The 22,906-nt window shown below is 60.5% G+C and carries 20 protein-coding genes; 15 read left to right on the forward strand and 5 right to left on the reverse strand.

The annotated features are described in order from the left end of the window. Positions 1–73: IS3 family transposase (locus ACTM86_RS05990; RefSeq protein WP_441015707.1), on the forward strand; the 73-nt coding region annotated here is incomplete at its 5' end. Between the two features lie 260 nt (positions 74–333). On the opposite strand, the gene ACTM86_RS05995 is transcribed toward ACTM86_RS05990, so the two are convergent. The 4 genes from ACTM86_RS05995 to serB form a co-directional block, all read right to left on the reverse strand. Further along, a complete protein-coding gene (locus ACTM86_RS05995) occupies positions 334–873 on the reverse strand; it encodes a TetR/AcrR family transcriptional regulator (protein WP_441016353.1) in 540 nt (179 codons plus the stop codon). Between the two features lie 2 nt (positions 874–875). Beyond that, positions 876–1,805: a LarC family nickel insertion protein gene (locus tag ACTM86_RS06000; protein ID WP_441016356.1), complete on the reverse strand. Its 930-nt coding sequence runs from the start codon at positions 1,803–1,805 to the stop codon at positions 876–878. Positions 1,806–1,815: 10 nt separating this feature from the next. Next, positions 1,816–2,598 (reverse strand): nickel pincer cofactor biosynthesis protein LarB, encoded by a 783-nt coding sequence (gene larB / locus ACTM86_RS06005; RefSeq protein ID WP_441016359.1) that lies wholly within the window; start codon positions 2,596–2,598, stop codon positions 1,816–1,818. Between the two features lie 117 nt (positions 2,599–2,715). Next, entirely contained in the window at positions 2,716–3,351 is a 636-nt protein-coding gene (gene serB, locus ACTM86_RS06010; protein WP_427747576.1) for a phosphoserine phosphatase SerB, read from the reverse strand. A gap of 257 nt (positions 3,352–3,608) precedes the next feature. Between serB and aspS the strand changes: the two genes are divergently transcribed. The 14 genes from aspS (at position 3,609) to ligA (ending at position 21,250) form a co-directional block, all read left to right on the forward strand. Then, positions 3,609–5,396, forward strand: a complete 1,788-nt coding sequence (gene aspS / locus ACTM86_RS06015) for an aspartate--tRNA ligase (protein WP_427729277.1) — start codon at positions 3,609–3,611, stop codon at positions 5,394–5,396. 357 nt (positions 5,397–5,753) lie between these two features. After that, positions 5,754–6,002, forward strand: coding sequence for an HPr family phosphocarrier protein (locus ACTM86_RS06020; protein ID WP_427719814.1), 249 nt, complete (start codon positions 5,754–5,756; stop codon positions 6,000–6,002). A 230-nt stretch (positions 6,003–6,232) separates the two neighbouring features. Further along, a complete protein-coding gene (locus ACTM86_RS06025) occupies positions 6,233–6,475 on the forward strand; it encodes a FeoA family protein (protein WP_441016362.1) in 243 nt (80 codons plus the stop codon). 39 nt (positions 6,476–6,514) lie between these two features. Continuing rightward, positions 6,515–6,736, forward strand: a complete 222-nt coding sequence (locus ACTM86_RS06030) for a FeoA family protein (RefSeq protein WP_006234774.1) — start codon at positions 6,515–6,517, stop codon at positions 6,734–6,736. 123 nt (positions 6,737–6,859) lie between these two features. After that, entirely contained in the window at positions 6,860–9,187 is a 2,328-nt protein-coding gene (gene feoB / locus ACTM86_RS06035) for a ferrous iron transporter B (RefSeq protein WP_441016365.1), read from the forward strand. Between the two features lie 204 nt (positions 9,188–9,391). Continuing rightward, positions 9,392–9,592, forward strand: coding sequence for a hypothetical protein (locus ACTM86_RS06040; protein WP_441016368.1), 201 nt, complete (start codon positions 9,392–9,394; stop codon positions 9,590–9,592). A 102-nt stretch (positions 9,593–9,694) separates the two neighbouring features. Then, positions 9,695–11,644 (forward strand): FAD-dependent oxidoreductase, encoded by a 1,950-nt coding sequence (locus tag ACTM86_RS06045; protein ID WP_441016371.1) that lies wholly within the window; start codon positions 9,695–9,697, stop codon positions 11,642–11,644. 377 nt (positions 11,645–12,021) lie between these two features. After that, positions 12,022–12,549, forward strand: coding sequence for a hypothetical protein (locus ACTM86_RS06050; protein WP_441036922.1), 528 nt, complete (start codon positions 12,022–12,024; stop codon positions 12,547–12,549). Between the two features lie 330 nt (positions 12,550–12,879). Further along, positions 12,880–13,572, forward strand: coding sequence for a GntR family transcriptional regulator (locus ACTM86_RS06055; protein ID WP_441036923.1), 693 nt, complete (start codon positions 12,880–12,882; stop codon positions 13,570–13,572). Between the two features lie 124 nt (positions 13,573–13,696). Then, positions 13,697–14,719, forward strand: coding sequence for a LacI family DNA-binding transcriptional regulator (locus ACTM86_RS06060; RefSeq protein WP_441016380.1), 1,023 nt, complete (start codon positions 13,697–13,699; stop codon positions 14,717–14,719). A gap of 134 nt (positions 14,720–14,853) precedes the next feature. Continuing rightward, positions 14,854–16,191, forward strand: a complete 1,338-nt coding sequence (locus tag ACTM86_RS06065) for a glutamine synthetase family protein (RefSeq protein WP_427747568.1) — start codon at positions 14,854–14,856, stop codon at positions 16,189–16,191. Between the two features lie 50 nt (positions 16,192–16,241). Then, positions 16,242–16,904: a response regulator transcription factor gene (locus tag ACTM86_RS06070; protein WP_427728642.1), complete on the forward strand. Its 663-nt coding sequence runs from the start codon at positions 16,242–16,244 to the stop codon at positions 16,902–16,904. A gap of 208 nt (positions 16,905–17,112) precedes the next feature. After that, complete coding sequence (locus ACTM86_RS06075) at positions 17,113–18,573, forward strand: S1C family serine protease (RefSeq protein WP_441016383.1); 1,461 nt, start codon at positions 17,113–17,115, stop codon at positions 18,571–18,573. 448 nt (positions 18,574–19,021) lie between these two features. After that, on the forward strand, positions 19,022–21,250 hold the full coding sequence (gene ligA, locus ACTM86_RS06080) for an NAD-dependent DNA ligase LigA (RefSeq protein ID WP_441016386.1): 2,229 nt from the start codon (positions 19,022–19,024) through the stop codon (positions 21,248–21,250). 155 nt (positions 21,251–21,405) lie between these two features. Here the strand turns inward: ligA and ACTM86_RS06085 are convergent, their stop codons facing one another. Then, positions 21,406–22,752, reverse strand: coding sequence for an MATE family efflux transporter (locus tag ACTM86_RS06085; RefSeq protein WP_441016389.1), 1,347 nt, complete (start codon positions 22,750–22,752; stop codon positions 21,406–21,408). Positions 22,753–22,906: the final 154 nt, after the last annotated feature.

Here is a 22,906-nt window from a genome sequence, read left to right on the forward strand (position 1 = left end):
CACGAGGAGGCGCCAGGTTAAACTGAAGGGACTGACCCCGGAGGAGTTCCGGAGACAGTCCCTTGCGGCGTAGTTCTTATTTAAGCCGTCCAGGTTTTGGGGTGCAGTTCACACTTCGTGCGGCGGGGGTTCTTTCGTCCTGTGGAATGCGCTGGGAAGTTACCCCATGCGGCCAGCTGCGGGGTCTTTGTTGCGCTCGTACAAGCAACCCAACATATTTCTGAATTTGGATGGGAGGGGCTTGTTGCTGTTGGGGGGCGTTGAAGTGCGAGTGACACGTTGGGATGCGCGGGCGCCTTGGGTTGGGGCAATGCTCTGGGATGAGCCTCTTACTTAGGTGAAGAGGGGTTTTATGGCTGAGAGGTAGTCTTTGGCTACGTCGGCCTTGTCGGCTTGGAAGCTGTGCCAGGCCCACCATTGGACGGTGGCTACGAAGCTTGAGGCTATGTGGTGGAGGAGGAAGTTGCGATCCATGGTGCTGGCGGGGCCTGCGGGGTCGACAGGGACGGTTTCGGCTGCGCGCGACATGATGGTCTTGCGGAGACAGTCGGCGAAGACGCGCGAGCCGGCGCCGGCTACGAGGGCGCGTACGCCCTGACGACGATCCCAGAGGTTGTTGAGGATATGCTCGACCTGTACGAGCGGGTCATTGAGGGGTGCACCGTCATCGTCGAGGGCATGGGTGCAGATATCGCACACGAACTCAGCGAGCAGGTCATCTTTGCTCTTAAAGAGGCCGTAGAACGTTGCCCGACCCACATGGGCGCGAGCGATGATGTCGCCGACGGTAATCTTGCCGTAGTCCTCTTCGCGCAGGAGCTCGGAGAACGCCGCAACGATGGCAGCGCGGCTTTTTGCCTTGCGGGCATCCATGGCTATGCGTCCGCGTGAACGAGCAGACAGCGGAGCGTGCCGGAGCAACCCTCGTAGGGGCGTTTGCCGGCGCCGTAGCCGACGGCTTCGATGTGGTAGCGTGAGGGCAGTTGGTCGGACGTGCGCAGCGCGGTGACGATGGCGGCGCCCGTTGGTGTCACGAGCTCGCCGGCGACCGGTGCAGGCGTGAGGGCGATATTGCCTGCCTGGCACAGGTTGACGACAGCGGGGACGGGAATGGGCATGAGGCCGTGGGCGCAGCGGATGGTGCCGTGACCCTCGGAGAGCGACTCGACCACAACATCCTCAATGCCCAGGTCATCGAGGCAGATGGCGACAGAGCAGACGTCGACGATGGAGTCGATGGCGCCCACCTCGTGAAACAGGACGGTGTCGGGCGTTTTGCCGTGAGCTTTGGCCTCGGCAGCAGCGAGTGCGGTAAAGATGGCGAGGGCACGACGCTTGGCGCCATCGCTTAGCTGTGAGCCGTCGATGATGGCGGTGACGTCCGCCAAAGAACGGTGGTGATGGTGGTGGGCGTGATGGTGATCCTCGTGGCAATGACCGTGGCCCTCATGGTCATGCTCGTGCGTATGCTCGTGGCAGTGTTCGTGTTCATGCCCGCCATGGTCATGATGGTGGTGCTCATGCTCGTGCGTGTGCTCGGCAGCTGTTTCGTTGCCGTAGAGCCAGGCCATATCGTGATCATGGTTCTCGAGCTCCTCTGCCAAATGAACGTCAAAGTCGCAGGCGTCGATGCCATGCTTGTTTGCACGCGTGACGGCGATCGTAAAGCCGCCGACCGGCAGCGTGGCGAGCTGTTCGCGCAGGTGCTCCTCGCTGGCACCCAGGTCGAGCAGGGCCGCGACGGTCATATCGCCGCTGATGCCCGAGGTGCCGTCGATGATAAGCGTATGCTGATGGTTGGACATGGAATGCTCCTTAACGGGCACAGGGTGTTCCGGTGCACAGATGATTGATAAGACTTGCCTGGTAGGCGGCACCAAAGCCATTGTCGATATTGACGACCGAAACGCCGCTGGCGCAGGAGTTGAGCATGGCGAGCAGCGCGGCTACGCCACCAAAGCTCGCGCCGTAGCCCACGCTGGTGGGAACGGCAATGACCGGACAGCTTACCAGACCGCCGATAACGCTCGCCAGCGCGCCCTCCATGCCGGCGATGGCGATGACCACCTGTGCCTGGGCAAGTTCCTCGGCATGCGCGAGCAGACGGTGCAGGCCGGCGACACCTACGTCGTAGAGGCGGTCGACCTCGTTGCCGTAGAACTCGGCCGTCAACGCGGCTTCTTCGGCGACGGGCAAGTCGCTCGTGCCGGCGCAGGCGACAACGATGCGTCCGTTACCGGTAGGGGAGGGCTTACCGCCCACGAGGGCGAGCTGGGCGTTCGGGACATATCCCAGGTCGATACCGTTGTCGAGGAGCTCCGAGGTACGGGTTGCCTTCTCGGCGTCCAGGCGCGTGACTAGGATGCGCTCCTGACCGGCATCGCGCAGCGCTTTGATAATGGCGGCAATCTGCTCGGCGGTTTTACCGGCGCCGTAGACAACCTCACCGGCCCCCTGGCGCACCCCGCGCGAAAGATCGAGCTGCGCAAAACCCAGATCGGCGGTTGGCGCCGTTTGGATGCGCGTAAGGGCGACTGCCGGGGTGACTGCTCCGTCGGCAACATCGCTCAGTAACTGCTCAAGATCTCGCTTATCCATATATCTTCCCTTCGACGGCGCAAAGTCTAGCACTCAAAGGGTATGTTTCCGAACACTAAGACAAAATTGTTCGGAAACTAGATATAGGGGATTTGATTCTGTTGTTAGATGGATCGGCTAGTCACGCAGGATGATATCCATGGCGAGCATCAGGTTGCGCTCGTCGATGGCAAACGGAGCGGCCTCGCGCGTCTTGGGCTTGGCGCAAAATGCGATGCCCGTGCCCGCGGCCTGAATCATGGGGATGTCGTTGGCGCCGTCGCCGATCGCCACGGTATGGGCCATATCGACACCGCACTCAACCGCCCAATCCAGCAGCTGGATGAGCTTGGATTCCTTGGTCACAATGTCTGCCGCCAGCTTGCCCGTGAGCTTGCCGTCTACGACCTCCAGGCGGTTGGCCAGGCAAAAATCGATGCCCGCGGCAGCTACGATCTTGTCGGCGACCTCGTGGAAGCCGCCGCTTACCACGCCGACCTTCCAGCCTTTGCTGTGCGCCGAGCGCACAAGCTCCAGTGCGCCGGGGGTAAACGTCACGCGCTCAAAGGTGCGCTCGAAAACGCTCTCGTCCAGGCCGGCAAGCAGCCCCACGCGCTCCTCGAGCGCCTGCTTAAAGTCGAGCTCGCCGCGCATGGCGCGTTCGGTGATCCGCGCAACTTGCCCGCCCACGCCTGCTTCCTCGCCCAACAGGTCGATGACCTCCTGGTTGATGAGCGTGGAATCGATATCCATAACGATGAGGCGTGCAGTCATGGTGGGCCTTTCCGAGTGCGGTTGTATTGTAGGCACATTGTCGCACGTGACAAGCGCGGGCGGGCAGTGCGGTGCGTCAATTGTTTCGTCTCCGTCAAGTCTTTGAGCGGGAGCCACTTTTTCGCGGTACATCGGCGCGGGTGCGATAAGATAGAACGCCATGTCCGGCTGCGCGGTTTACGCAGGCTGGGCAAATCTGTACGACGCCGCCCGGAACGACACGGGGCGGCACAGATCCATAAAGGAGGATCACTGGTATGAGCCAGACCCGTCCCATCGACGAGCATTCCATGCACACCCGTACCTGCGGCGAGCTTCGCCGCGAGAACGTGGGCGAAGAGGTTACCCTCACCGGTTGGGTGAGCCGTCGCCGCGACCACGGCGGCCTTATTTTCTGCGACCTTCGCGACCGCGAGGGCATCACGCAGCTTACCTTCGACCCCGAGCACTCCGACGGCGATGCCTTTAAGATCGCCGAGACCATGCGTCCCGAGTGGCCCATCAAGATTCACGGCGTCGTGCGTGCCCGTGGCGAGGAAACCACCAACGCCAAGCTCGCGACCGGCGAGATCGAGGTCCTGACCGACCACGCCGAGGTGCTCAACACCTCCGTCACCCCGCCGTTCCAGATCGAGGACGGCATCGAGACCAGCGAGGACACCCGTCTGCGCTATCGCTATCTGGACCTCCGTCGTCCCGAGATGATGGCCAACCTCAAGCTGCGCTCCGACTTCACCTTTGCCATTCGCGAGGCGCTTCACAACCGTGAGTTCATGGAGGTCGAGACGCCCTCCCTGTTCAAGTCTACGCCCGAGGGCGCTCGAGACTTCATCGTTCCCAGCCGTATTCAGCCGGGTAACTTCTACGCCCTGCCGCAGTCCCCGCAGCTCCTAAAGCAGCTGCTCATGGTCGGTGGCGTCGAGCGCTACTACCAGGTTGCCAAGTGCTTCCGCGACGAGGACTTGCGTGCCGACCGTCAGCCCGAGTTCACCCAGGTCGATATCGAGATGTCCTTCGTGGACCAGAACGACGTCATGAGCGCACTCGAAGAGGTCCTGGCCGACGCCTTCGGTCGCATGGGTGTCGAGATGCCCACGCCGCTGCGTCGCATGGACTACTGGGAGGCCATGGACACCTATGGCTCCGACAAGCCCGATACCCGCTATGGCATGCATCTGGTCGATCTGACCGACATCTTTGCCAACTCCAAGTTCAAGGTCTTTGCGACTGCCGCAAACGAGGAGGGCTCTGTCGTCAAGGCCATCAACGCCAAGGGCGCCGGTGCCTGGGCACGTGCCAAGATCGATAAGCTCGCCGGCGTGGCCTCCACGTTTGGCGCCAAGGGTCTGGCCTGGATCGCTTTCCGCGAGGACGGCTCCATCAACAGCCCCATCGTCAAGTTCTTCTCGGACGAGGAGATGGCGGCTCTGCGCGAGCGCATGAACGTCGAGCCTGGCGACCTCGTGATGTTCGCCGCCGGCCCGCGCCTGCTTTCTGACGAGATCCTGGGCGGCATGCGCTCTCACATGGCCAACGCACTCGAGATCAAACGCGAGGGGCACGACTTCCTGTGGGTCGTCAACTTCCCGCTGTTCCACTGGGATGAGGACCGCAAGGCCTATGCAGCCGAGCACCAGCCGTTCACTCTGCCGACCGAGACCGACATCGCCAAGATCGAGGCCGACCCGTTGGCTGCCGGTTCCTGCACCTACGACTTTGTCATGGACGGTTTTGAGGCTGGCGGCGGTGGCATGCGCATCCATAACGCCGAGATGCAGATGTCCATGCTCAAGCTCCTGGGCTTTACCGAGGAGCGCGCCGAGTCGCAGTTTGGCTTCCTCATGGAGGCGCTCAAGTTTGGTGCGCCCCCGATGGGCGGTTTTGCCCTGGGTCTGGACCGCGTGTGCATGCTGCTTACCGGCTCCGATTCTATCCGCGACGTCATGGCGTTCCCCAAGACGGCCAGCGGCTCCGACCTCATGTCGGGCGCCCCGAGTGCCGTTTCCGGCGCCCAGCTCAAGGACGTCAGCCTGCGCTTGATGTAGGCGAGCGGCTACATATTGTCTCTAACGGGGGAAGGACGCGTGCCTTCCCTCGTTTTTTATGCGCGGGCGTTGCGAGGGCATAGGGTGACCGGACGTCGCGGAAAGTGCGTCCCGGAATCTGCGTCCAGAATGGGCCGCGCTTTCCCAAAGGGGGCCCTCTGGGAAAGCGCGGCCCAGAATTCGGCAAAATAATGGGGCACAGTTTCCGGTTGAGCCTTCTGGCGGAAACTGTGTCCCATCGTTGACACTCGAAGTGGGATGTGGTTTCCGTCCCGCTCTCGACAAGCATCTAACGCTACAATAACTACCACGTGGCTGGGTTTGGCCGGCCAAATGTGCGATGCTGCGGGAGGGGACATGGTCGAGTTTACAAAGACGATTAAAGATCCGTTGGGACTACATGCCCGCCCGGTTGCGCTTCTCTATGACATTATCGCCAAGCATCGTAGTGACGTGTCGGTCAGCATCGGCGATCGCCACACGGATGGCCGCGATATCATGGGACTCATGGCTCTCTATGGTGAGTGCGGCGAGAGCGTTGTCTTTCGTGTTTCGGGCGTGGATGAGGCCTCCTGCGTCACATCGATCAGAAATCTCTCACTCTAAGCGGAACAATGTAAAAAGGGAGTCCCCTCTGTTTCATACATTGGTATGACAAGGCACCGCAAAGAGACCGTCTTTGCGGTGCCTTTGTTTAATATGGGAAACTTTTTCGAAAACTGAATAGAGATCCTTTCCAAAAAGTTAACCGAGTGTTAGTTTACTATATCGAACATAGACGTGGTTAACTTTTATCGCGTCGATGTTGAGGACGAACCGATGTTAGGAGCTCACTCATGTCTTGCGGACCGCAGATGCCGGCCATGCCGCTTTCGATGGTTAAAGCGGGCGAAACCGTGCACGTGTCTCGTGTAAAGGGCAATGAGGACATAAAGCACCACCTCAAGGACCTCGGCTTTGTCGAGGGCAGCGAGATCCACGTGGTGAGCTCGAGTGGCGCCAATATCATTGTCACGGTGCTGGGCGCACGCTTTGGCATCGATTCCAAGGTTGCCATGCACATCATGACCGTCGGTTAATCCGCAGCATTTCATAAAAACCGAAAGGGGGACAAGAGGATGAAGACGTTGGGTGACGTTAAGGTGGGCGAGAGCTCTACCATCGTCAAGCTTCACGGTGAGGGCGCACTTCGCCGCCACCTTATGGACCTGGGGCTCATCAAGGGCACTTCGTTCAAGGTCGTGAAGGTTGCACCGCTCGGTGATCCGGTCGAGATCAACGTGCGCGGCTACGAGCTTTCCATCCGCAAGGAGGAGGCGGCCGTCGTCGAGGTCCAGTAAGGGCCCACGGCGTATATTTCTGCAGATTAAGTTAGGCTTTTCTAACTTAATGCAGCAACTTTGAAGCACATTATCCAGCCCGCGCGGAGAAAGCAGCGCGGGCGCACAAGGAAGAAGGATTGAATGGCGGATTCTCAGATCCATGTCGCGCTGGCGGGTAACCCCAACTGCGGCAAGACCACGCTTTTCAACCTGATCACCGGCGCCAACGGCTACGTTGGCAACTGGCCCGGCGTCACGGTTGAGAAAAAGGAGGCCAAGCTCCTAAGCGACAAGAACGTTACCATCACGGACCTCCCCGGCATCTACTCGCTTTCCCCCTACAGCCCCGAGGAGCAATGCTCACGCGATTACCTCATGAGCGGCGAGCCCGATGTCGTCGTTCAGGTGGTCGACGCCACCAACCTCGAGCGCAACCTGTACCTGGCGCTTCAGGTTATCGAGACCGGCCTACCCGTGGTCGTTGCCCTTAACATGGCCGACTTGGTCGAGAAGAACGGCGACAAGATCGACACGGACAAGCTCTCCAAGAAGCTCGGCTGTCCGGTCATGATGATTTCGGCCCTTAAGAACAAGGGTATTAAGGAGCTGTTCGAGCAGGTTAAGAAGTCCGCTGCTTCCAAGGGCCAGGTGCCGGAGCACAAGTTCGATTCCTCCATCGAGGACGTTCTGGACCACATCGAAAACAACCTGCCGGCGAGCGTTCCCGCCAACAAGCGTCGCTACTACGCGGTCAAGCTGTTCGAGCGTGATGCGGACGCCTGCAAGCTCATCAACCTCACCAAGGAGAAGGCCGCTCGCGTGGAAGAGCTGGTCGCCCAGTGCGAGCAGGACTGCGATGACGACGCCGAGTCCATCATCACCGGTGAGCGATATGGCGTCATCGCGCACATCATCGACGAGTGCCTCACCAAGGCTCCGGCCAAGATGAGCACCTCCGAGAAGATCGACCGTGTGGTTACCAACCGTATCCTGGGCCTGCCGATCTTTGTGGTCATCATGTTCTGCGTGTACTACATCGCCGTTTCCACCTTAGGCGGCACGGTGACCGACTTCACCAACGACCAGCTCTTCGGTACCGACGGTTGGTATGTGCTCGGTCAGGGCCGCGACGCCTACGATGCAGCCGTCGAGGCTGCGGGCGACGACGCCGACTCGGTTGACCCGGCGCAGTACGGCCCCTTTGTCCCGGGTATCACCACCGTGGTGCACGATGCCCTTGTGGCGGGTGGCACCGAAGACGGCGGCCTGGTCGATTCGCTGGTTTGTGACGGCATCGTCGGCGGTTTGGGCGCTATCTTCGGCTTCGTCCCGCAGATGTTCCTGCTCTTTGTGATGCTGTCCTTCCTGGAGGACTGCGGCTATATGGCCCGCGTTGCCTTTATCATGGACCGCGTGTTCCGCCGCTTTGGCCTGTCCGGTAAGTCGTTCATCCCCATGCTCGTGTCCTCGGGCTGTGGCGTCCCCGGCGTCATGGCCACCAAGACCATCGAGAACGAGAAGGACCGCCGCATGACGGTCATGACCACCACGTTTATTCCCTGTGGCGCCAAGCTGCCGATCATCGCCCTGCTCATGGGTTCCATCATCGGCGATTCTTCCACCACCGCCGCGTGGATCAGCCCGCTCTTCTACTTCCTGGGCGTCTTCGCCGTCATCGCCTCGGGCCTTATGCTCAAGAAGACCAAGCTCTTCGCCGGTCGCCCGACGCCGTTCGTTATGGAGCTTCCCGCCTACCACTTCCCGGCGATCCGCTCTTGGGCACTGCACGTGTGGGAGCGCTGCTGGGCCTTTATCAAGAAGGCCGGCACGGTCATCTTCGCATCCACCGTCGTGGTTTGGTTCCTCTCCAACTTTGGAAGCTACAACGGTTCCTTTGGCTTCCTGCCTGCAATGGACGGCATCCCCGAGGAGTTCATGGACTACTCCGTGCTTGCCATGCTCGGTAACCTGGTCGCTTGGATCTTCGCTCCGCTCGGCTTTAGCACCTGGCAGGCAACTGCGCTGACCGTCTCGGGCCTTGTGGCTAAGGAGAACGTCGTCGCCACCGCCGGCTCGCTGCTGTCCGTGGCTGACGCCGCCGAGACCGACCCGAGCCTGTGGACTGCGTTTGCCGGTATGTTCCCCACCATGGGCGCTTGCGTTGCCTTTGGCGCGTTCAACCTGCTGTGCGCTCCGTGTTTTGCCGCCATGGGCACTATCCGCAACCAGATGGATTCCGGCAAGTGGACCGCGATCGCCATCGGTTACGAGTGCGCCTTCGCTTGGGTGATCGGCCTGTTCATCAACCAGTTCTACAACCTGTTTGTGTTGGGACAGTTTGGTATCTGGACGATTGTGGCCATCGTTCTGCTGGTTGCGATGCTCTTCCAGATCTTTCGCCCTATCCCTGCGCATGCATGGACCGACGAGGACGAGACCAACACTGCTTCCGCCGCAGTTTCCGCTTAAGTCCGAATAAGGATTGGCCCCTTTCCACGAGCCCGGGTGTCCCAGCGACACTCGGGCTTTTTGGCGTAATGGGGGACAGATTGCTTTGCTCCAGAAGTAAGATGTGGCGTTTCCGCAGATAAAACCGACCAAAATAAACCTGTCCCTTTTTGGCAGGTGGAAAATGGGGTAAAGTAAGTGATGGTTAACTAGAGGAGGCTTGCTATGGCACCTATCGATTTTGTTGTGCTGGCTGTTATCGGTATTGCGTTTGTCGCGGTATGCGTGCGCATCTACCGCAAGGGCACCTGCGCCGACTGTGCTCAGGGTGGCGTTTGCACGGGGCATTGCTCCAACAAAAAGACGTGTGCCGCACTTAAGGGCGTGGACAAAATCGCCGAAGACCTGGGCCGCGGTATTCATTAGTCGAACGGCGCTTGGGCATGTATGACTGCAGATACGGCAGCTGCTGATACGATAGGTGTGTTAGCAACTGCCGCCGAGCGGCTCAAACGAAAGGAACCCTGTATGGAGTCCTGTGCCTACCCGATGCTCTTTAGCCCGATCAAGGTCGGTACGACCGAGGTCAAGAACCGCGTCTTTATGCCGCCGGTATCTACCAACCTAGCCGATCACGGCTATGTGACCGACGACTTGGTCGATCATTACCGTGCCCGCGCCAAGGGCGGCGTGGGCCTCATCATTACCGAGGTCGTGACGGTTGAGCCTACCTATACCTATCTGCCGGGTGACATGTGCTGCTACGACGACACGTTTATCCCCGGCTGGGAAAAGCTCGCCGCGGCCGTCCACGAGTATGGCTGCAAGATCATGCCGCAGCTCTTCCACCCCGCCTACATGGCCTTTAACGTTCCGGGCACGCCGCGCCTGATCGCTCCGTCCTTTGTGGGCCCGTCCTATGCCCGCGAGGCACCGCGTCCTATCACGGTCGATGAGATTCACGAGCTCACGCATCAGTTTGGCGACGCTGCCGTACGTATGCAGAAGGCCGGTGTCGATGGCGTCGAGGTCCATGCGGCACACGCCCACGGCATGCTCGGCGGCTTTTTGACTCCGCTCTACAACAAGCGTACCGACGAGTACGGCGGCTCGCTCGACGCCCGTATGCGTTTCTTGCTCGAGGTCATCGCCGAGATTCGCGAGCGCTGCGGCAAGGACTTTATCATCGACGTCCGCATTTCGGGCGATGAGTACACCGATGGCGGCCTGACCCTCAACGACATGATCTACGTCTCGCGTCGCCTGGAAAAGGCCGGCGTCGACATGATTCACGTGTCGGGCGGTACCACCATCAAGCGCGGCTCCGCGATTCCCGCCGCCGGTACCCAGCAGGCCTCGCACGCCGCCTGCTCGCGCGAGATCAAAAAGCACGTCAACATTCCCGTCGCCACCGTCGGACGCATTAACGAGGCCTGGATCGCCGAGGAGCTGATCGAGGACGGCGCGGCCGACATCTGTATGATGGGCCGCGCCAATCTGTGCGATGCCGAGTTCTGCAACAAGGCAGCCGCTGGCAACGCCGACGAGATCCGTCCCTGCATCGGTTGCCTGCGTTGCCTGAACGGCATTATGTTTGGCAAGCGCATCTCCTGCACCGTCAACCCGGACGTGGAGCGCGACGAGGCTGGCTACGAGCCTGCCGCCGAGGCCAAGAACGTACTGGTTGTGGGCGCCGGTCCCGCGGGTATGGAGGCAGCCTACATTGCCGCCAAACGCGGTCATAACGTGGTGCTCGTGGATAAGCAGGACGAGCCGGGCGGCGAGATGCGCATCGCAGCCGTTCCGCCGGCAAAGCAGGAACTCACCCGCGTGATCAAGTATCAGTACCGTCGCCTGGCCGAGGCCGGCGTAAAGTGCGTCTTTGGCACCGAGCTTACTGCCGAGGACATTCAGCGTGACTACGCCGACTACGAGGTCGTCCTGGCCTATGGCGCCGATCCTATCGCCCCGGCCTTCATGCAGGGCTTTAAGCAGGTTATGACGGCTGACGACCTGTTGGGCGGCAAGGCTTTCCCGGGCAAGAAGATCGTCATCGTGGGTGGCGGCACCGTTGGCTGCGAGACGGCCGATTACCTGGCCCCGTTGGTCAACGACCTGTCGCCGGCCAACCGCGACGTCACCGTCATCGAGATGACCAAGACGCTCGCCGCCAACGAGGGTGGTGCCGGTCGCGCGGTGCTCATCACGCGCATGCTCTCAAAGGGCGTTCACGTGCTGACCGAGGCCAAGGTGACCGAGATTACCGAGGATACTATCAGCTACGAGAAGGACGGCGAGGTCCACACCATCGCCGGTGCCGATACGCTGGTGCTTGCTATGGGCTATCGTCCCAATACCAAGCTGGCCGACGACCTGGCGGCAGCCGGCGTTACCACTCACGTGCTGGGCGATGCCAACAAGTGCGGCAACATTCGCGACGCCATCGGCGATGGCTACAAGGTCGCCTGCGAGCTCTAGTCAACCCCCTGTTGCATGGGGACAGGTTGCTTTGCACCAACTTGGTGCATGTGAACCTGACCCCATTGCACCATTTGATAAAACGCAAGCGGCGGCCGTCCCGTGTTTGGGCGGCCGCCGCTTGCGTTTTATCAAAGAAAGATCATTGCCGAGCCTTAAGTGCCTTTTGTCTGTGTGCCTTCCACAATCATGTTGCGGTTGTAGGCCAGGTGCAGATACATCGCATCGTGATCGATTGAGCCATACGAGAGCGAAATTATGCGTCTTAATTCCGTACGCAAATCAAGACGAAAACCGTTTGCGTCTCGGATAAATCAGTACGCAAACGATTTTCGTCTTATATCTTGAAGGCCTACAGGCGAAACGATTCGGCAACGGTGGAGGTCGACCGGTTTGAGTATGGCAGGCTGACGCTCGAAGGCGGCAACGTAACGTTCGACGCGCTCACGTCGGCTCGCCAGGACTTGAGTTTTCACACGCTCGGGCATAAGTGTGTTGAACATCTCGGCATTTCTGAGCTAACGCCGGATATTATGCGCACGCTTCGCTTGCTCGGCAAAGATGGCTATACCAACGCTGCGGCGATTTTGGCGGATAAGAATGATTTTCCGGGCATCGACTGCGTCCGTTTTGGTGATACCGAGGATGTGATCTTGGATTGCGAGGCGGCGACAAATATATCCGCAATTGAGCAGGTGGACAGGGCGGTTGCTATGTTTGCACGCTACTACCGTTATGAGCGTATCGAAGGGATGGAGCGCGTCCAAACCGATCGAATTCCTCTCGAGGCGTTTCGCGAAGCTGTCGCAAACGCTTTGGTGCATCGGACGTGGGACGTTCGAGCTATAGCAACCCGCATAGCGCGCCTTGATTATCAACCGTCCGTATTTCACAGCAACTTATAACAGGCTCGGGGTGCCAATTTGGGGTGCAGTAGTGCTGCGCCACGAAAAGGGCCTATCTACTACGTTTAAGCCGAAGGGGTCAACCATAGTCGGCTTTTTCGAAAATCGACGAGCTGCCTACCTGCGGTTTTGTTTTCACGGTTTTTGGTATGGCCGAGGCTATCCGTGTTAACGTAGTAGATGGGCCACTTTTGTGGCAAGGGGCCGATCTGCGGGCTAGGGTAGCTAAAAGAGCCCCGTCCCAAAAAGACTGATTGGGAGCTGGGGCGTGTCGATGCGATAGTATTGCATGGTGGTATTCGACTAACCGAGGGTTTATCCGAGGGCTTTATGGAACAGCACCAGCATAATCAAAGCTTGCAAGATCAGGCATACAATGCACTGCGCTCCAAGATCATCTATGCCGAGCTCAAGCCCGGCACGCGCCTTTCGGCGATTGGTCTGGAAAAGGAGACGGGAATCGGGCGTACGCCCATTCGCGAGTCCTTTGTGCGCCTGCGTGAGCAGGAGCTGGTGGAAACGCGTCCCAAAAGCGGCACCTACGTCTCTAAGATCAGCATGGAGCGCGCCGAGAACGCCTGTTTCTTGCGCGAGAAACTCGAGCGAAGCGTACTCATTAAATGCTGCTCGGCCGCCTCGCCCGAGCAAAAGCATCGGCTCGATCAGATTCTTGCCGAGTCCGAGTCGCTCGACCATGGCGAAACGCGTCGTTTCTTTGACCTGGACAACCTGTTCCATGAGACGTGTTTTGAGATTGCCGGCCGTCACATGTTGTGGGATTGGATGAAGAGCGTCAATACGCATTTTGAGCGATACAACTGGTTGCGTATGGTGTCGCAGGATCTAGATTGGGAGCCGATTCGTCGGCAGCATCGCCGGATTCTCGAGGCCATTAAGAGGGGCGATACCGACGCGGCGAGCTACCTGGCAGAGACACACCTGCACCTGATGCCCGAAGAGCAAGGTCCGGTTATCGCCTTACATCCCGATTATTTTGAGCTGTCCAAAGACTCGGCTATCTAGCCCATTATCGCATCTGCTCGAGACGCAAAAACGATGCTGTTCACCTACAGCGTTTTGCAACCGAGATTTTTAAAAAATGCCTAAAATGGCTCAGACTGCCGACAATGGGGAAACGGGGTGCGCTATGGCGCAGATGAGAATCAAGGACATTGCCGTCGAGGCGGGTGTGAGCCCGGCCACGGTCTCGCGCTATCTCAATAACCGCCCCGGGCAAATGACCGAGGAAACCCGTGCTCGCATTGCGGAGGTTATCGAGCGTACCGGCTATCGCCCACGTGCCGCCGCGCGCAATCTGCGCAGCTCGCGTACCAACCTCATCGGCGTGATCTTGGCCGACATCGCCAACCCGTTCTCCAGCGCCATGCTCGAGGGCCTTTCCGTCAGCGCCGCCGCGCGCGGCTGCTCGCTCATGACAGCCATTAGCGGCAACGATCCCGCCAAGGAGGCCGAGTCGCTCACCAGGCTTATCGACGCTGGCGTGGACGGCCTGGTCGTCAATACCTGCGGTGGTAACGACGAGGCGATCGTCGCGGCAGCGGGACGCCTGCCCGTTGTGCTGCTCGACCGCGACGTTGCCGACGGCGGTGTCGATCTGGTGACATCTAACAACCGTGAGCTGGTCGCCGGCTTGGTAGACGCCTTAATCGCCGCTGGCAGCGAGCACCTGTGCCTGCTCACCGAGGCAAGCGACGACAGCCCCGTCCGTCGCGAGCGCGCCGAGGCCTTTACCGACGAGCTTTCGCGCCGCGGCCTTGCCGGCGAGGTTATCACCTTGGCCGATGGCGGCGCCACGGGCGTCGGCCGCCTGGACGAGACCATCCGCGGCTATGCAGGAAAAGAGCTCGGCCTCATTGCCGTCAACGGCCTGGTTTTCCTGAGCCTGACCGAGGCGCTGGCGCAGCTTGGTCCCTCGCTGCCGGCGGGGCTCAAGATCGCGACGTTTGACGACTGTCCCTGGAACCATGTGCTCTTTGGCGGAGTCACCACGGCCGCGCAGGACACCCTCACCATCGCCGAGCGCGTGGTCGATCGCCTCTCCGAGCGTATCGACGTTGTTACCACCACCGTGGGCGATGCCGCAAAGCTGGCGCCCGAACGCATCGAGGTTCCCGGCCACATCGAACACCGCGCTTCGACCTCGCGCTAGCCGCTCGTTCGTAACTGCCTGTTCGCGCGCGTTTTTTGGGCGCTTGATACGCTTTAACCCTGAGGAAACATTTTTCTGCGATAGTATCTGCGATATAGACCAGTCGAAACCCGCCCGAAAGAAAGGGGAGCGACATGAACCAGCAGAACATCGATTACGTACTCCGTTCCGTAGAGCAGCGTGACATCCGCTTTGTGCGTCTGTGGTTTGTCGACATTCTCGGCCGCCTCAAGAACTTTGCCATTAGCCCCGAAGACCTCGAGGTCGCTTTTGAGGAGGGTATTGGCTTTGACGGCTCCGCCATCGAGGGCTTTGCCACGCCCGAGGAAGCCGACATGCTCGCGTTCCCTGACGCCTCGACCTTCCAGATCCTGCCGTGGCGCCCGAGCCATAACGGCGTCGCCCGCGTGTTCTGCGATGTGTGCACTCCCGATCGCAAGCCGTTTGCCGGCGACCCGCGCGACGCCCTGCGCCGCATGTTTTATAAGGCCGAGAAGGCCGGCTACCTGCTCAACGTGGGTGCCGCGCTGGAGTATTACTACTTCCCCGACGAGCACACCCCCGAGCCGCTCGACAACGTGGGCTACTTCGACCTTTCGGTGAGCGATGCCGCTCGCGACCTGCGCCGCAATACGGTGCTCACGCTCGAGAAGATGTCCGTGCCCGTGGAGTACACTTTCCACGCCGCCGGCCGCTCGCAGCACGGCATGAGCTTGCGTCACGCCGAGGCCCTGAGCATGTCCGACGCCATCACCACGGCCAAACTCATCATTAAGCAGCAGGCCTACGAGAGCGGTTGCCACGCCTCCTTTATGCCCAAGCCGCTGGCGGGCGAGGACGGCAGCGCCATGTTTTTGCATCAGTCGCTGTTCGACCACGACGGCAACAACGTCTTTTGGGGCGAGGACGACGAGAAGTACCACCTCTCCGATATCGCCAAGCACTATATGGCCGGCATTCTGGCACACGCGCGCGAGATCAGCGCCATCACCAACCCCACGGTCAACTCGTACAAGCGCATCACCACGGGCGGCGACTCCGTGCCACAGTACGCTACGTGGGGCCTGCGCAACCGCGCGAGCATGGTCCGCATCCCGGTCTACAAGCCCGGCAAGCAGCTGTCCACGCGCATCGAGCTTCGCAGCCCCGATCCCATGGCCAATCCGTACCTGGTCAACGCCGTCACGCTGGCGGCTGGTCTGGACGGCATCGAGCGCAAGCTGGAACTCCCGCCCGAGGCAACGGCCGAGACGCTCAAGCTTACCGACCGTCAGATGGTCGAGGCCGGCTATACGCCGCTGCCGCGCTCGCTCAAAGAGGCGCTCGACGTGTTTGAGGACTCGCAGTTTATGAAGGATGCCCTCGGCGAGCACATCCACAGCTTCTTCCTCAAAAAGAAGCGCGACGAGTGGCATAAGTTTGAGTCCACGATTACCGAGTGGGAGATCAAGCATTATCTGGCGAACTCCTAATCGCGCTGGTTCGTTCCAGTACGATTGAGCTCATTTCCTTGGAGGTCGATATGTCCGAAAAGAGTGCCCTGTTCATGGCGCGCACGACGCGCTTCCACGAGTTTGCCCGCAGCTTGACGACCACCCTGGGTGTCGAGGTGAGCCTGGCAACCCCCGATTCGCCGACTGCGGCGCACGACTTTGACCTGCTGATCCTCGATTCCGATGGCATCCGCAGCGACCGCATCGATCAGATTGCCAAATGGCTCGACGACCGCGGCGGCGTTCCCATGTTGGTAATCGTCGACGACGAGGCGCTCGGCACCCTGCGCCTGCCCAATCACGCGCATGCCGACTTTGTATGCCCCACGGCGACACCCAACGAGCTTAAGGCTCGTGCGCAGCGCCTGATGGGCGAGGAGGAGACCATCACCGCCGACGATGTGCTCAACATCGATAACCTCGAGATTAACCTGGCTACCTACCAGGTGACACTCGACGACGAGCCCATCGACCTGACGCTGATGGAGTACTCGCTGCTGAGCTTTTTGGCGACGCACCCCAACCGCGCCTACAGCCGCGAGGTGCTGCTGCACCGCGTGTGGGGTTTTGAGTACTGCGGCGGCACGCGCACCGTCGACGTGCACATTCGACGCATCCGCTCTAAGGTGGGCCCGCAGATCGCGGCGCACATTACCACCGTCCGCGGCGTGGGCTATCTGTTTAAGGACTAGCTTTTCACCGCAAAGGGGGCAGGCGCCTTCGTGGTGGTTTTGCCGCATGCGTGGATCCCTTTCGAGTTTGCAGCAGAACTTAAGCATTCCTTAAAGATTGCGTTCTCATACACGTTCGCCCGCATATTGGGGTACAACTCAACGTGAACAATGATGGCCCGCCACATGTTTGGCGGGCCTTTGGTTATTAGACGAAAGGATCGCAGCTATGAGCGAGAACGATTCCCAGCGACCCCAGGATGCGGGCAACGCTGGCGAGACCCAGCAGCAGCCGCGCGTGCAGGTGGAGTCGACGCCTGCCGACGGCAACATTCCCTACGTACAGGCCTACGACACACAGACCGGCCAGCCGCTGGGCGGTCAGCAGGTTGTAAACAAGCACACGGTGGTCAAGACCAGGACCAAAAAGCTGCCGATCTTTATTACGGCGCTCGCCGGCTGCGCCTGCGGCGCCCTGCTGGTCATCGCGCTCATTATGAGTGGCACGCTCAACATTGGCGGCGGAAAGAATGTCGTGACGGCGGGTGCTTCGGGTTCATCGACGCAAAAGATTACGATCGACTCCGAGGACACCACGCTTGCCGAGGCCGTTTCTGCCAAGGCCCTGCCCTCCGTCGTTTCCATCACCGCCACTTCGAGCGGTAGCCAGAATGGCTCGCTTTCGCAGTCTGCCGACGAGTCGGATGGTTCGGGCAGCGTCGGTTCGGGCGTGGTGCTCGATACCGAGGGCCACATCCTCACCAACAACCACGTGGTCGATGGTTACGATCAGTACGTTGTAACCATGGACGACGGTACCACCTACGAGGCCGAGTTCGTGGGCAACGACGCCTCGAGCGACCTGGCCGTCATCAAGCTCAAGGATGCTGACGCCTCCAAGCTCACGCCGATCGAGATCGGTGATTCCTCCAAGCTTAACGTGGGCGAGTGGGTCATGGCGATCGGCTCGCCGTTCGGCAACGAGCAATCTGTCTCCACGGGCATTGTGTCGGCGCTGTATCGCTCCACGGCCATGAGTTCTACCAGCGGCAACACCATCTACGCCAACATGATCCAGACCGATGCCGCCATCAACCCGGGCAACTCCGGCGGCGCGCTCGTTAACGACAATGGCGAACTCGTGGGTATTAACTCTCTTATCGAGAGCTACTCGGGCTCCAGCTCGGGCGTGGGCTTTGCCATTCCGGTCAACTATGCCAAGAACATCGCCGACCAGATTATCGACGGCAAGACGCCGGTTCACCCGTACCTGGGCGCCACGCTTTCGAGCGTCAACGCGCTCAACGCCCGCACTAACAATCTCGGCACCGATAGCGGCGCGTATGTGGCAAGTGTCGTCGAGGACGGTCCTGCCGCCAAGGCTGGCATCCAAGAGGGCGATGTCATCACCAAGCTGGGTGACGATGAGATTACGAGCGCCGATGGCCTGATTATCGCGCTGCGCAGCCACGAGGTGGGCGAGAAGGTCGAGATCACGCTCGTGCGCGGCAAGGAAGAGAAGAAGGTCACGGTCGAGCTGGGCTCCGACGAGGAGCTGCAGAACCAGCAGCAGAACGACAGCGCGACCGACACCGGCAACGGCGGCATTACCGACGAGCAACTGCGCCAGTACCTGGAAGAACTGCTGGGCCAACAGGGTCAGGGGCAAGGCTACGGTCAGGGTTTCTAACGAGCTGTATCGCACATATCGAAGCCAGAGGGGCTGTTCCGCCAGCGCGGGACAGCCCCTCTTCTCTTATTGATCCGTTGGGGACGGAGGAAAACGGATCATTTAGAAATGGCAAGGGCATGGTTCGGAAGGGCTTGGACAGTTAGTTCAGATTTGTATAAAACGGGTGCGGTCTGAGGCGCGTTTTGAGCGGTTTTGAAATGAAAGACGGGCCGAGATGGGTGTCTCGAAGACGGAAGCAAACCTAATTTGCCGTTCAGAACGATTGATTGGGGCGAAAAGCCGATATTTCAGCTCGATTCGGCGCGCGTAATTATACAAATCTGAACTAACTGTCCAACCCTGGTCCGGTCGCTGCCAATTCGGTGCGGTTTGAGACTGCTATTCGGCCCCATCGCGACCGGTGGTACTCTTGTATCCGTTTGAAATCGAGCGAAGGAGTGCCGCTATGGAGCAATCGAGCCTGTTTGGTGACGGCGTGGACATCGATACCGAAACGCCAGCGAGCACGGATACCGCTGCGCCGGCCGATACCCGTGCCCAGGCGGCAGCGCGCGCGGCTGAGTTGCGCCACGAGCTCGACTACCACGCCTACCGCTACTACATGCTCGATGCGCCCGAGATCACGGACGTCGCCTTCGACAAAATGCTCGTTGAGCTGCAGGAAATCGAGGCTACCTACCCTGACCTGGTGACGCCCGACAGCTATACCCAGCGCGTGGGCGGCTACGTGAGCGAGCAGTTTACGCCGGTCAAGCACATGGCGCGCATGTATTCCATGGACGATGCCATGGATCTGGACGAGCTCGACGCTTGGCTCCAGCGCACCGAGGATGCGCTCGGCGCCGGTAGCGTCACCTATACCTGTGAGCTCAAGATCGACGGTCTGGGCGTCGCGCTTACCTACCAAAACGGCACCTTTGTGCGCGCCGCCACGCGCGGCGACGGCACCACGGGCGAGGACGTGTCGCTCAATGTCCGTACCATCAAGGATGTGCCCATGCACCTGTCCGAGCCGGCGCTCGCTCACATGGGCGCCGACCGCGAGCGCACCATCGAGGTACGCGGCGAGGTCTATATGCCCAAGGGCAGCTTTGTTCGCCTGAATGAAGAGGCCGATGCCGAGGGCCGCGACCCCTTCGCCAACCCGCGCAACGCCGCTGCCGGATCCTTGCGTCAGAAGGATCCCAAGGTCACGGCGCGCCGCGACCTGGCCACCTTTATCTATGCCATCGCCGATACCGATCCGCTGCACGTCCACAGCCAGCGCGAGTTTCTGGACTGGTTGCGTAGCGCCGGCTTTAGCGTCAACCCTAACGTGGCTCGTTGTGCCACGCCGTCCGAGGTCCACGAGTTCTGTGCCCAGGCGCTCGAGCACCGCGGCGACCTGGATTACGACATCGACGGCGTGGTCGTAAAGGTTGACAGTTTCCAGCAGCAGCTCGACCTAGGCTTTACCGCCCGCGCGCCGCGCTGGGCCATTGCCTTTAAGTTTCCGCCCGAGGAAAAGCAGACCATCCTGCGCGAAATACGCATCCAGGTGGGCCGCACCGGTGTGCTCACGCCGGTCGCCGAGTTCGACCCGGTGACGGTTGCCGGCTCCACCATCGCGCGCGCCACGCTGCACAATATCGACGAGATCCGCCGCAAAAACGTGCGCGAGGGCGATACCATCATCGTGCACAAGGCGGGTGACGTGATCCCGGAGATCGTGGGCCCGGTGCTCGACAAGCGTCCGGCCGATTCGGTCGACTGGCATATGCCCGAGGTCTGCCCCGTGTGCGGTAGCCCCGTGGTCCACGAGGATGGCGAGGTGGCTTACCGCTGCGTGTCCATCGACTGCCCCGCACAGCTCAAGGAGCGCCTGCTCCACTGGGTGAGCCGCGGTTGCATGGACGTCGATGGCCTAGGCGACGAGATCGTCGACAAGATGATCGCCGCCGGGCTGATTCACGACGTCGCAGACTTCTACCAGCTCACGGTCGACGACATCGCAGGTCTGGACACGGGGCGCACCTATGCCAGCTCCAACAGCAAAAAGGGCGTTAAGAAGGGCGACCCCATTCCGGTAGGCCTCAAGACGGCCGAGAAAATCATCGCCGAGCTCAACAAGTCCAAGAGTCAGCCGCTCGGTCGCGTGCTGTTTGCCCTGGGCATCCGTCACGTGGGCAAGAGCGTGGGCGAGGTCATCGCCGAGCGATTTCTGTCGATTGACAAGCTTATCTTGGCGAGCGAAGAGGATATTGCCGAGTGCGAGGGCATCGGCCCCAAGATTGCGGCGAGCGTCAAGCAGTTCCTGGCCGTGCCCGAGAACCTTGCCGTCCTGGAACGTCTGCGCCAGGCGGGCCTGTCGCTCGAGGTCGATTTGGGCGCCGCGCACGCGCAAGCCGCAGCCGACGCTGGCGTGGCAGGCGAGCTCGCCGACGCACAGCCGCTCGCGGGTCTGACCTTCGTGCTGACAGGCACGCTCGTCAACCGCACGCGCGACGAGGCGGGCGCGGCGCTCAAGGTGCTCGGCGCCAAGGTTTCGGGCAGCGTATCAAAGAAGACGAGCTATCTGGTTGCCGGTCCCAAAGCGGGTTCCAAGCTTACCAAGGCCGAGCAGCTGGGCGTACCCGTGCTGGACGAGGACGCACTCGAGCAGATCTTGGCTACCGGTGAGGTGCCCCAGGCTTAAGGCATCAATAGTCAAATTGAAGAACCGCCCGAAAGCGCGATGCCTTCCGGGCGGATCTTACTTTGTTGGGGCAACCGGCACCGTGATCTGCGTCACGTAGGTCGCGGGGTCGTCGCTGATGATGTCGTCAATGAGGGCGATTTCGCGTGGCCCCGCTACGCTGCTAACTTGTCAAAAGCCCCGCGCCGGTTGAGCACGGTAAACGCGACAACACAGATGACTGCCGACAGAATCGACCCGCACGGCGAGGCGATGCCCATGGGAAACAGCGTGTCGGAATAGGCGTTCGACAGCAGCCACGCGCCCGGCACGCGAATGAGTGCCACGGCCAGCACGTTGTGCGCAAAGCCGATGTAGCTCTTGCCGTATGCAGCGAAAAAGCCGCTAAAGCAAATGTGGATGCCGGCAAAAATCGCGTCGAAAATATAGCTGCGCATATAGCCGGTGCCGGCAGTGACTACTGCAGCGTCCTTGGCAAAAAAGCCAATAAACGCCGGCGCCACCAGCCACATCAGCACCGTGATCAGGCAGCCGTACACCACCGAGATGGTCATGGCGTCTTTGAGCACCTGACGCGCACGGTCGCCCTTGCCCGCGCCGGCGTTTTGCGCCGTGAGTGCGCTGACGGTGGCGCCCATGGAACTCGGTACAATGAACAAAAAGCTGATCATCTTTTCGACCAGGCCCACGGCGGCGGCGTCGACCAGGCCGCGATGGTTGGCGATGACGGTGATAAACATAAACGCCACCTGGATGCAGCCGTCCTGCACGGCCACGGGCACGCCGATCTTAAGGATGCTGCCGAGCACCTCGGGCTGGGGACGCAGGTCGCTACGCTTAACGTGGATGTTCGTACGGCGGCTCTTAAGCCACACGAGCGCGAGGGCAACGCTTGCCGTCTGGGCGGTTACCGTGCCGAGTGCCGCACCCACGGGGCCGAGCCCCAAGTGGCCGATAAACAGAAAATCGAGCGCGATGTTGATGATGCACGCCACGCCGATCACGTACATGGGCGAGCGCGAATCGCCTAGGCCGCGAAAGATGGCCGAGAGGATGTTGTATGCGGCGATAAACGGAATGCCGACAAAGCAGATGCGCAGGTAGGCGGCGGTTCCTTCGACTGCCTCGGCCGGCGTCCCAATAAGTGCCACGATCTGCGGGCACAGTGCGAGCAGGATGGCTGCCAGCACTACCGAGACACCCATAAACAGCGTGATAGTGTTGCCGATGACGGTCTCGGCGCGATCGAAGCGGCGCGAGCCCACGGCGTGGCCGACGATAACCGTCGTTCCCATGGCCAGACCCACGAGCGTCACGGTAATGATATAGAGCGTCTGTGCGCCATTGCCCACGGCGGTGATGCCGGCGGCACCGCTAAACTGCCCCATCATGTACAGGTCGGCCATGCCGTAGAGCATCTGCAAAAAGTACGAGAGCATATAGGGCAGGGCAAAGACCGCGATGGTCTTAAGGACATTGCCGCGTGTGAGGTCGTGTTCCATAGGTGGGGCTTTCTGGCTGGGTCTGTTTCCGTACCAGTGTAGTGAAAACCCTACAACGATTGTAGAGTCAAGGTTTGTGTGTTGAGGATGGGCTTGGAAAGCCGGTCTTGTTCGAAGCGACCTGTCCTGTCGTACGGGTGTCGGCATGATTCTC

The organism is Collinsella sp. HCP3S3_E11 (genome assembly GCF_052067375.1).
In the GTDB taxonomy this organism is placed as follows: Bacteria; Actinomycetota; Coriobacteriia; order Coriobacteriales; family Coriobacteriaceae; genus Collinsella.

What these genes read in the sequence shown, in the direction of transcription:
- serB (WP_427747576.1), bottom strand. Translation starts at nt 3,351, where the DNA reads ATGACTGCACGCCTCATCGTTATGGATATCGATTCCACGCTCATCAAC.
- ACTM86_RS06085 (WP_441016389.1), bottom strand. Translation starts at nt 22,752, where the DNA reads ATGGAACACGACCTCACACGCGGCAATGTCCTTAAGACCATCGCGGTC.
- ACTM86_RS06025 (WP_441016362.1), top strand. Translation starts at nt 6,233, where the DNA reads ATGTCTTGCGGACCGCAGATGCCGGCCATGCCGCTTTCGATGGTTAAA.
- ligA (WP_441016386.1), top strand. Translation starts at nt 19,022, where the DNA reads ATGGAGCAATCGAGCCTGTTTGGTGACGGCGTGGACATCGATACCGAA.
- ACTM86_RS06075 (WP_441016383.1), top strand. Translation starts at nt 17,113, where the DNA reads ATGAGCGAGAACGATTCCCAGCGACCCCAGGATGCGGGCAACGCTGGC.
- ACTM86_RS06030 (WP_006234774.1), top strand. Translation starts at nt 6,515, where the DNA reads ATGAAGACGTTGGGTGACGTTAAGGTGGGCGAGAGCTCTACCATCGTC.
- ACTM86_RS05995 (WP_441016353.1), bottom strand. Translation starts at nt 873, where the DNA reads ATGGATGCCCGCAAGGCAAAAAGCCGCGCTGCCATCGTTGCGGCGTTC.
- ACTM86_RS06055 (WP_441036923.1), top strand. Translation starts at nt 12,880, where the DNA reads ATGGAACAGCACCAGCATAATCAAAGCTTGCAAGATCAGGCATACAAT.
- ACTM86_RS06065 (WP_427747568.1), top strand. Translation starts at nt 14,854, where the DNA reads ATGAACCAGCAGAACATCGATTACGTACTCCGTTCCGTAGAGCAGCGT.
- ACTM86_RS06070 (WP_427728642.1), top strand. Translation starts at nt 16,242, where the DNA reads ATGTCCGAAAAGAGTGCCCTGTTCATGGCGCGCACGACGCGCTTCCAC.
- ACTM86_RS06000 (WP_441016356.1), bottom strand. Translation starts at nt 1,805, where the DNA reads ATGTCCAACCATCAGCATACGCTTATCATCGACGGCACCTCGGGCATC.
- ACTM86_RS06045 (WP_441016371.1), top strand. Translation starts at nt 9,695, where the DNA reads ATGGAGTCCTGTGCCTACCCGATGCTCTTTAGCCCGATCAAGGTCGGT.
- larB (WP_441016359.1), bottom strand. Translation starts at nt 2,598, where the DNA reads ATGGATAAGCGAGATCTTGAGCAGTTACTGAGCGATGTTGCCGACGGA.
- ACTM86_RS06040 (WP_441016368.1), top strand. Translation starts at nt 9,392, where the DNA reads ATGGCACCTATCGATTTTGTTGTGCTGGCTGTTATCGGTATTGCGTTT.
- ACTM86_RS06060 (WP_441016380.1), top strand. Translation starts at nt 13,697, where the DNA reads ATGGCGCAGATGAGAATCAAGGACATTGCCGTCGAGGCGGGTGTGAGC.
- feoB (WP_441016365.1), top strand. Translation starts at nt 6,860, where the DNA reads ATGGCGGATTCTCAGATCCATGTCGCGCTGGCGGGTAACCCCAACTGC.
- ACTM86_RS06020 (WP_427719814.1), top strand. Translation starts at nt 5,754, where the DNA reads ATGGTCGAGTTTACAAAGACGATTAAAGATCCGTTGGGACTACATGCC.
- aspS (WP_427729277.1), top strand. Translation starts at nt 3,609, where the DNA reads ATGAGCCAGACCCGTCCCATCGACGAGCATTCCATGCACACCCGTACC.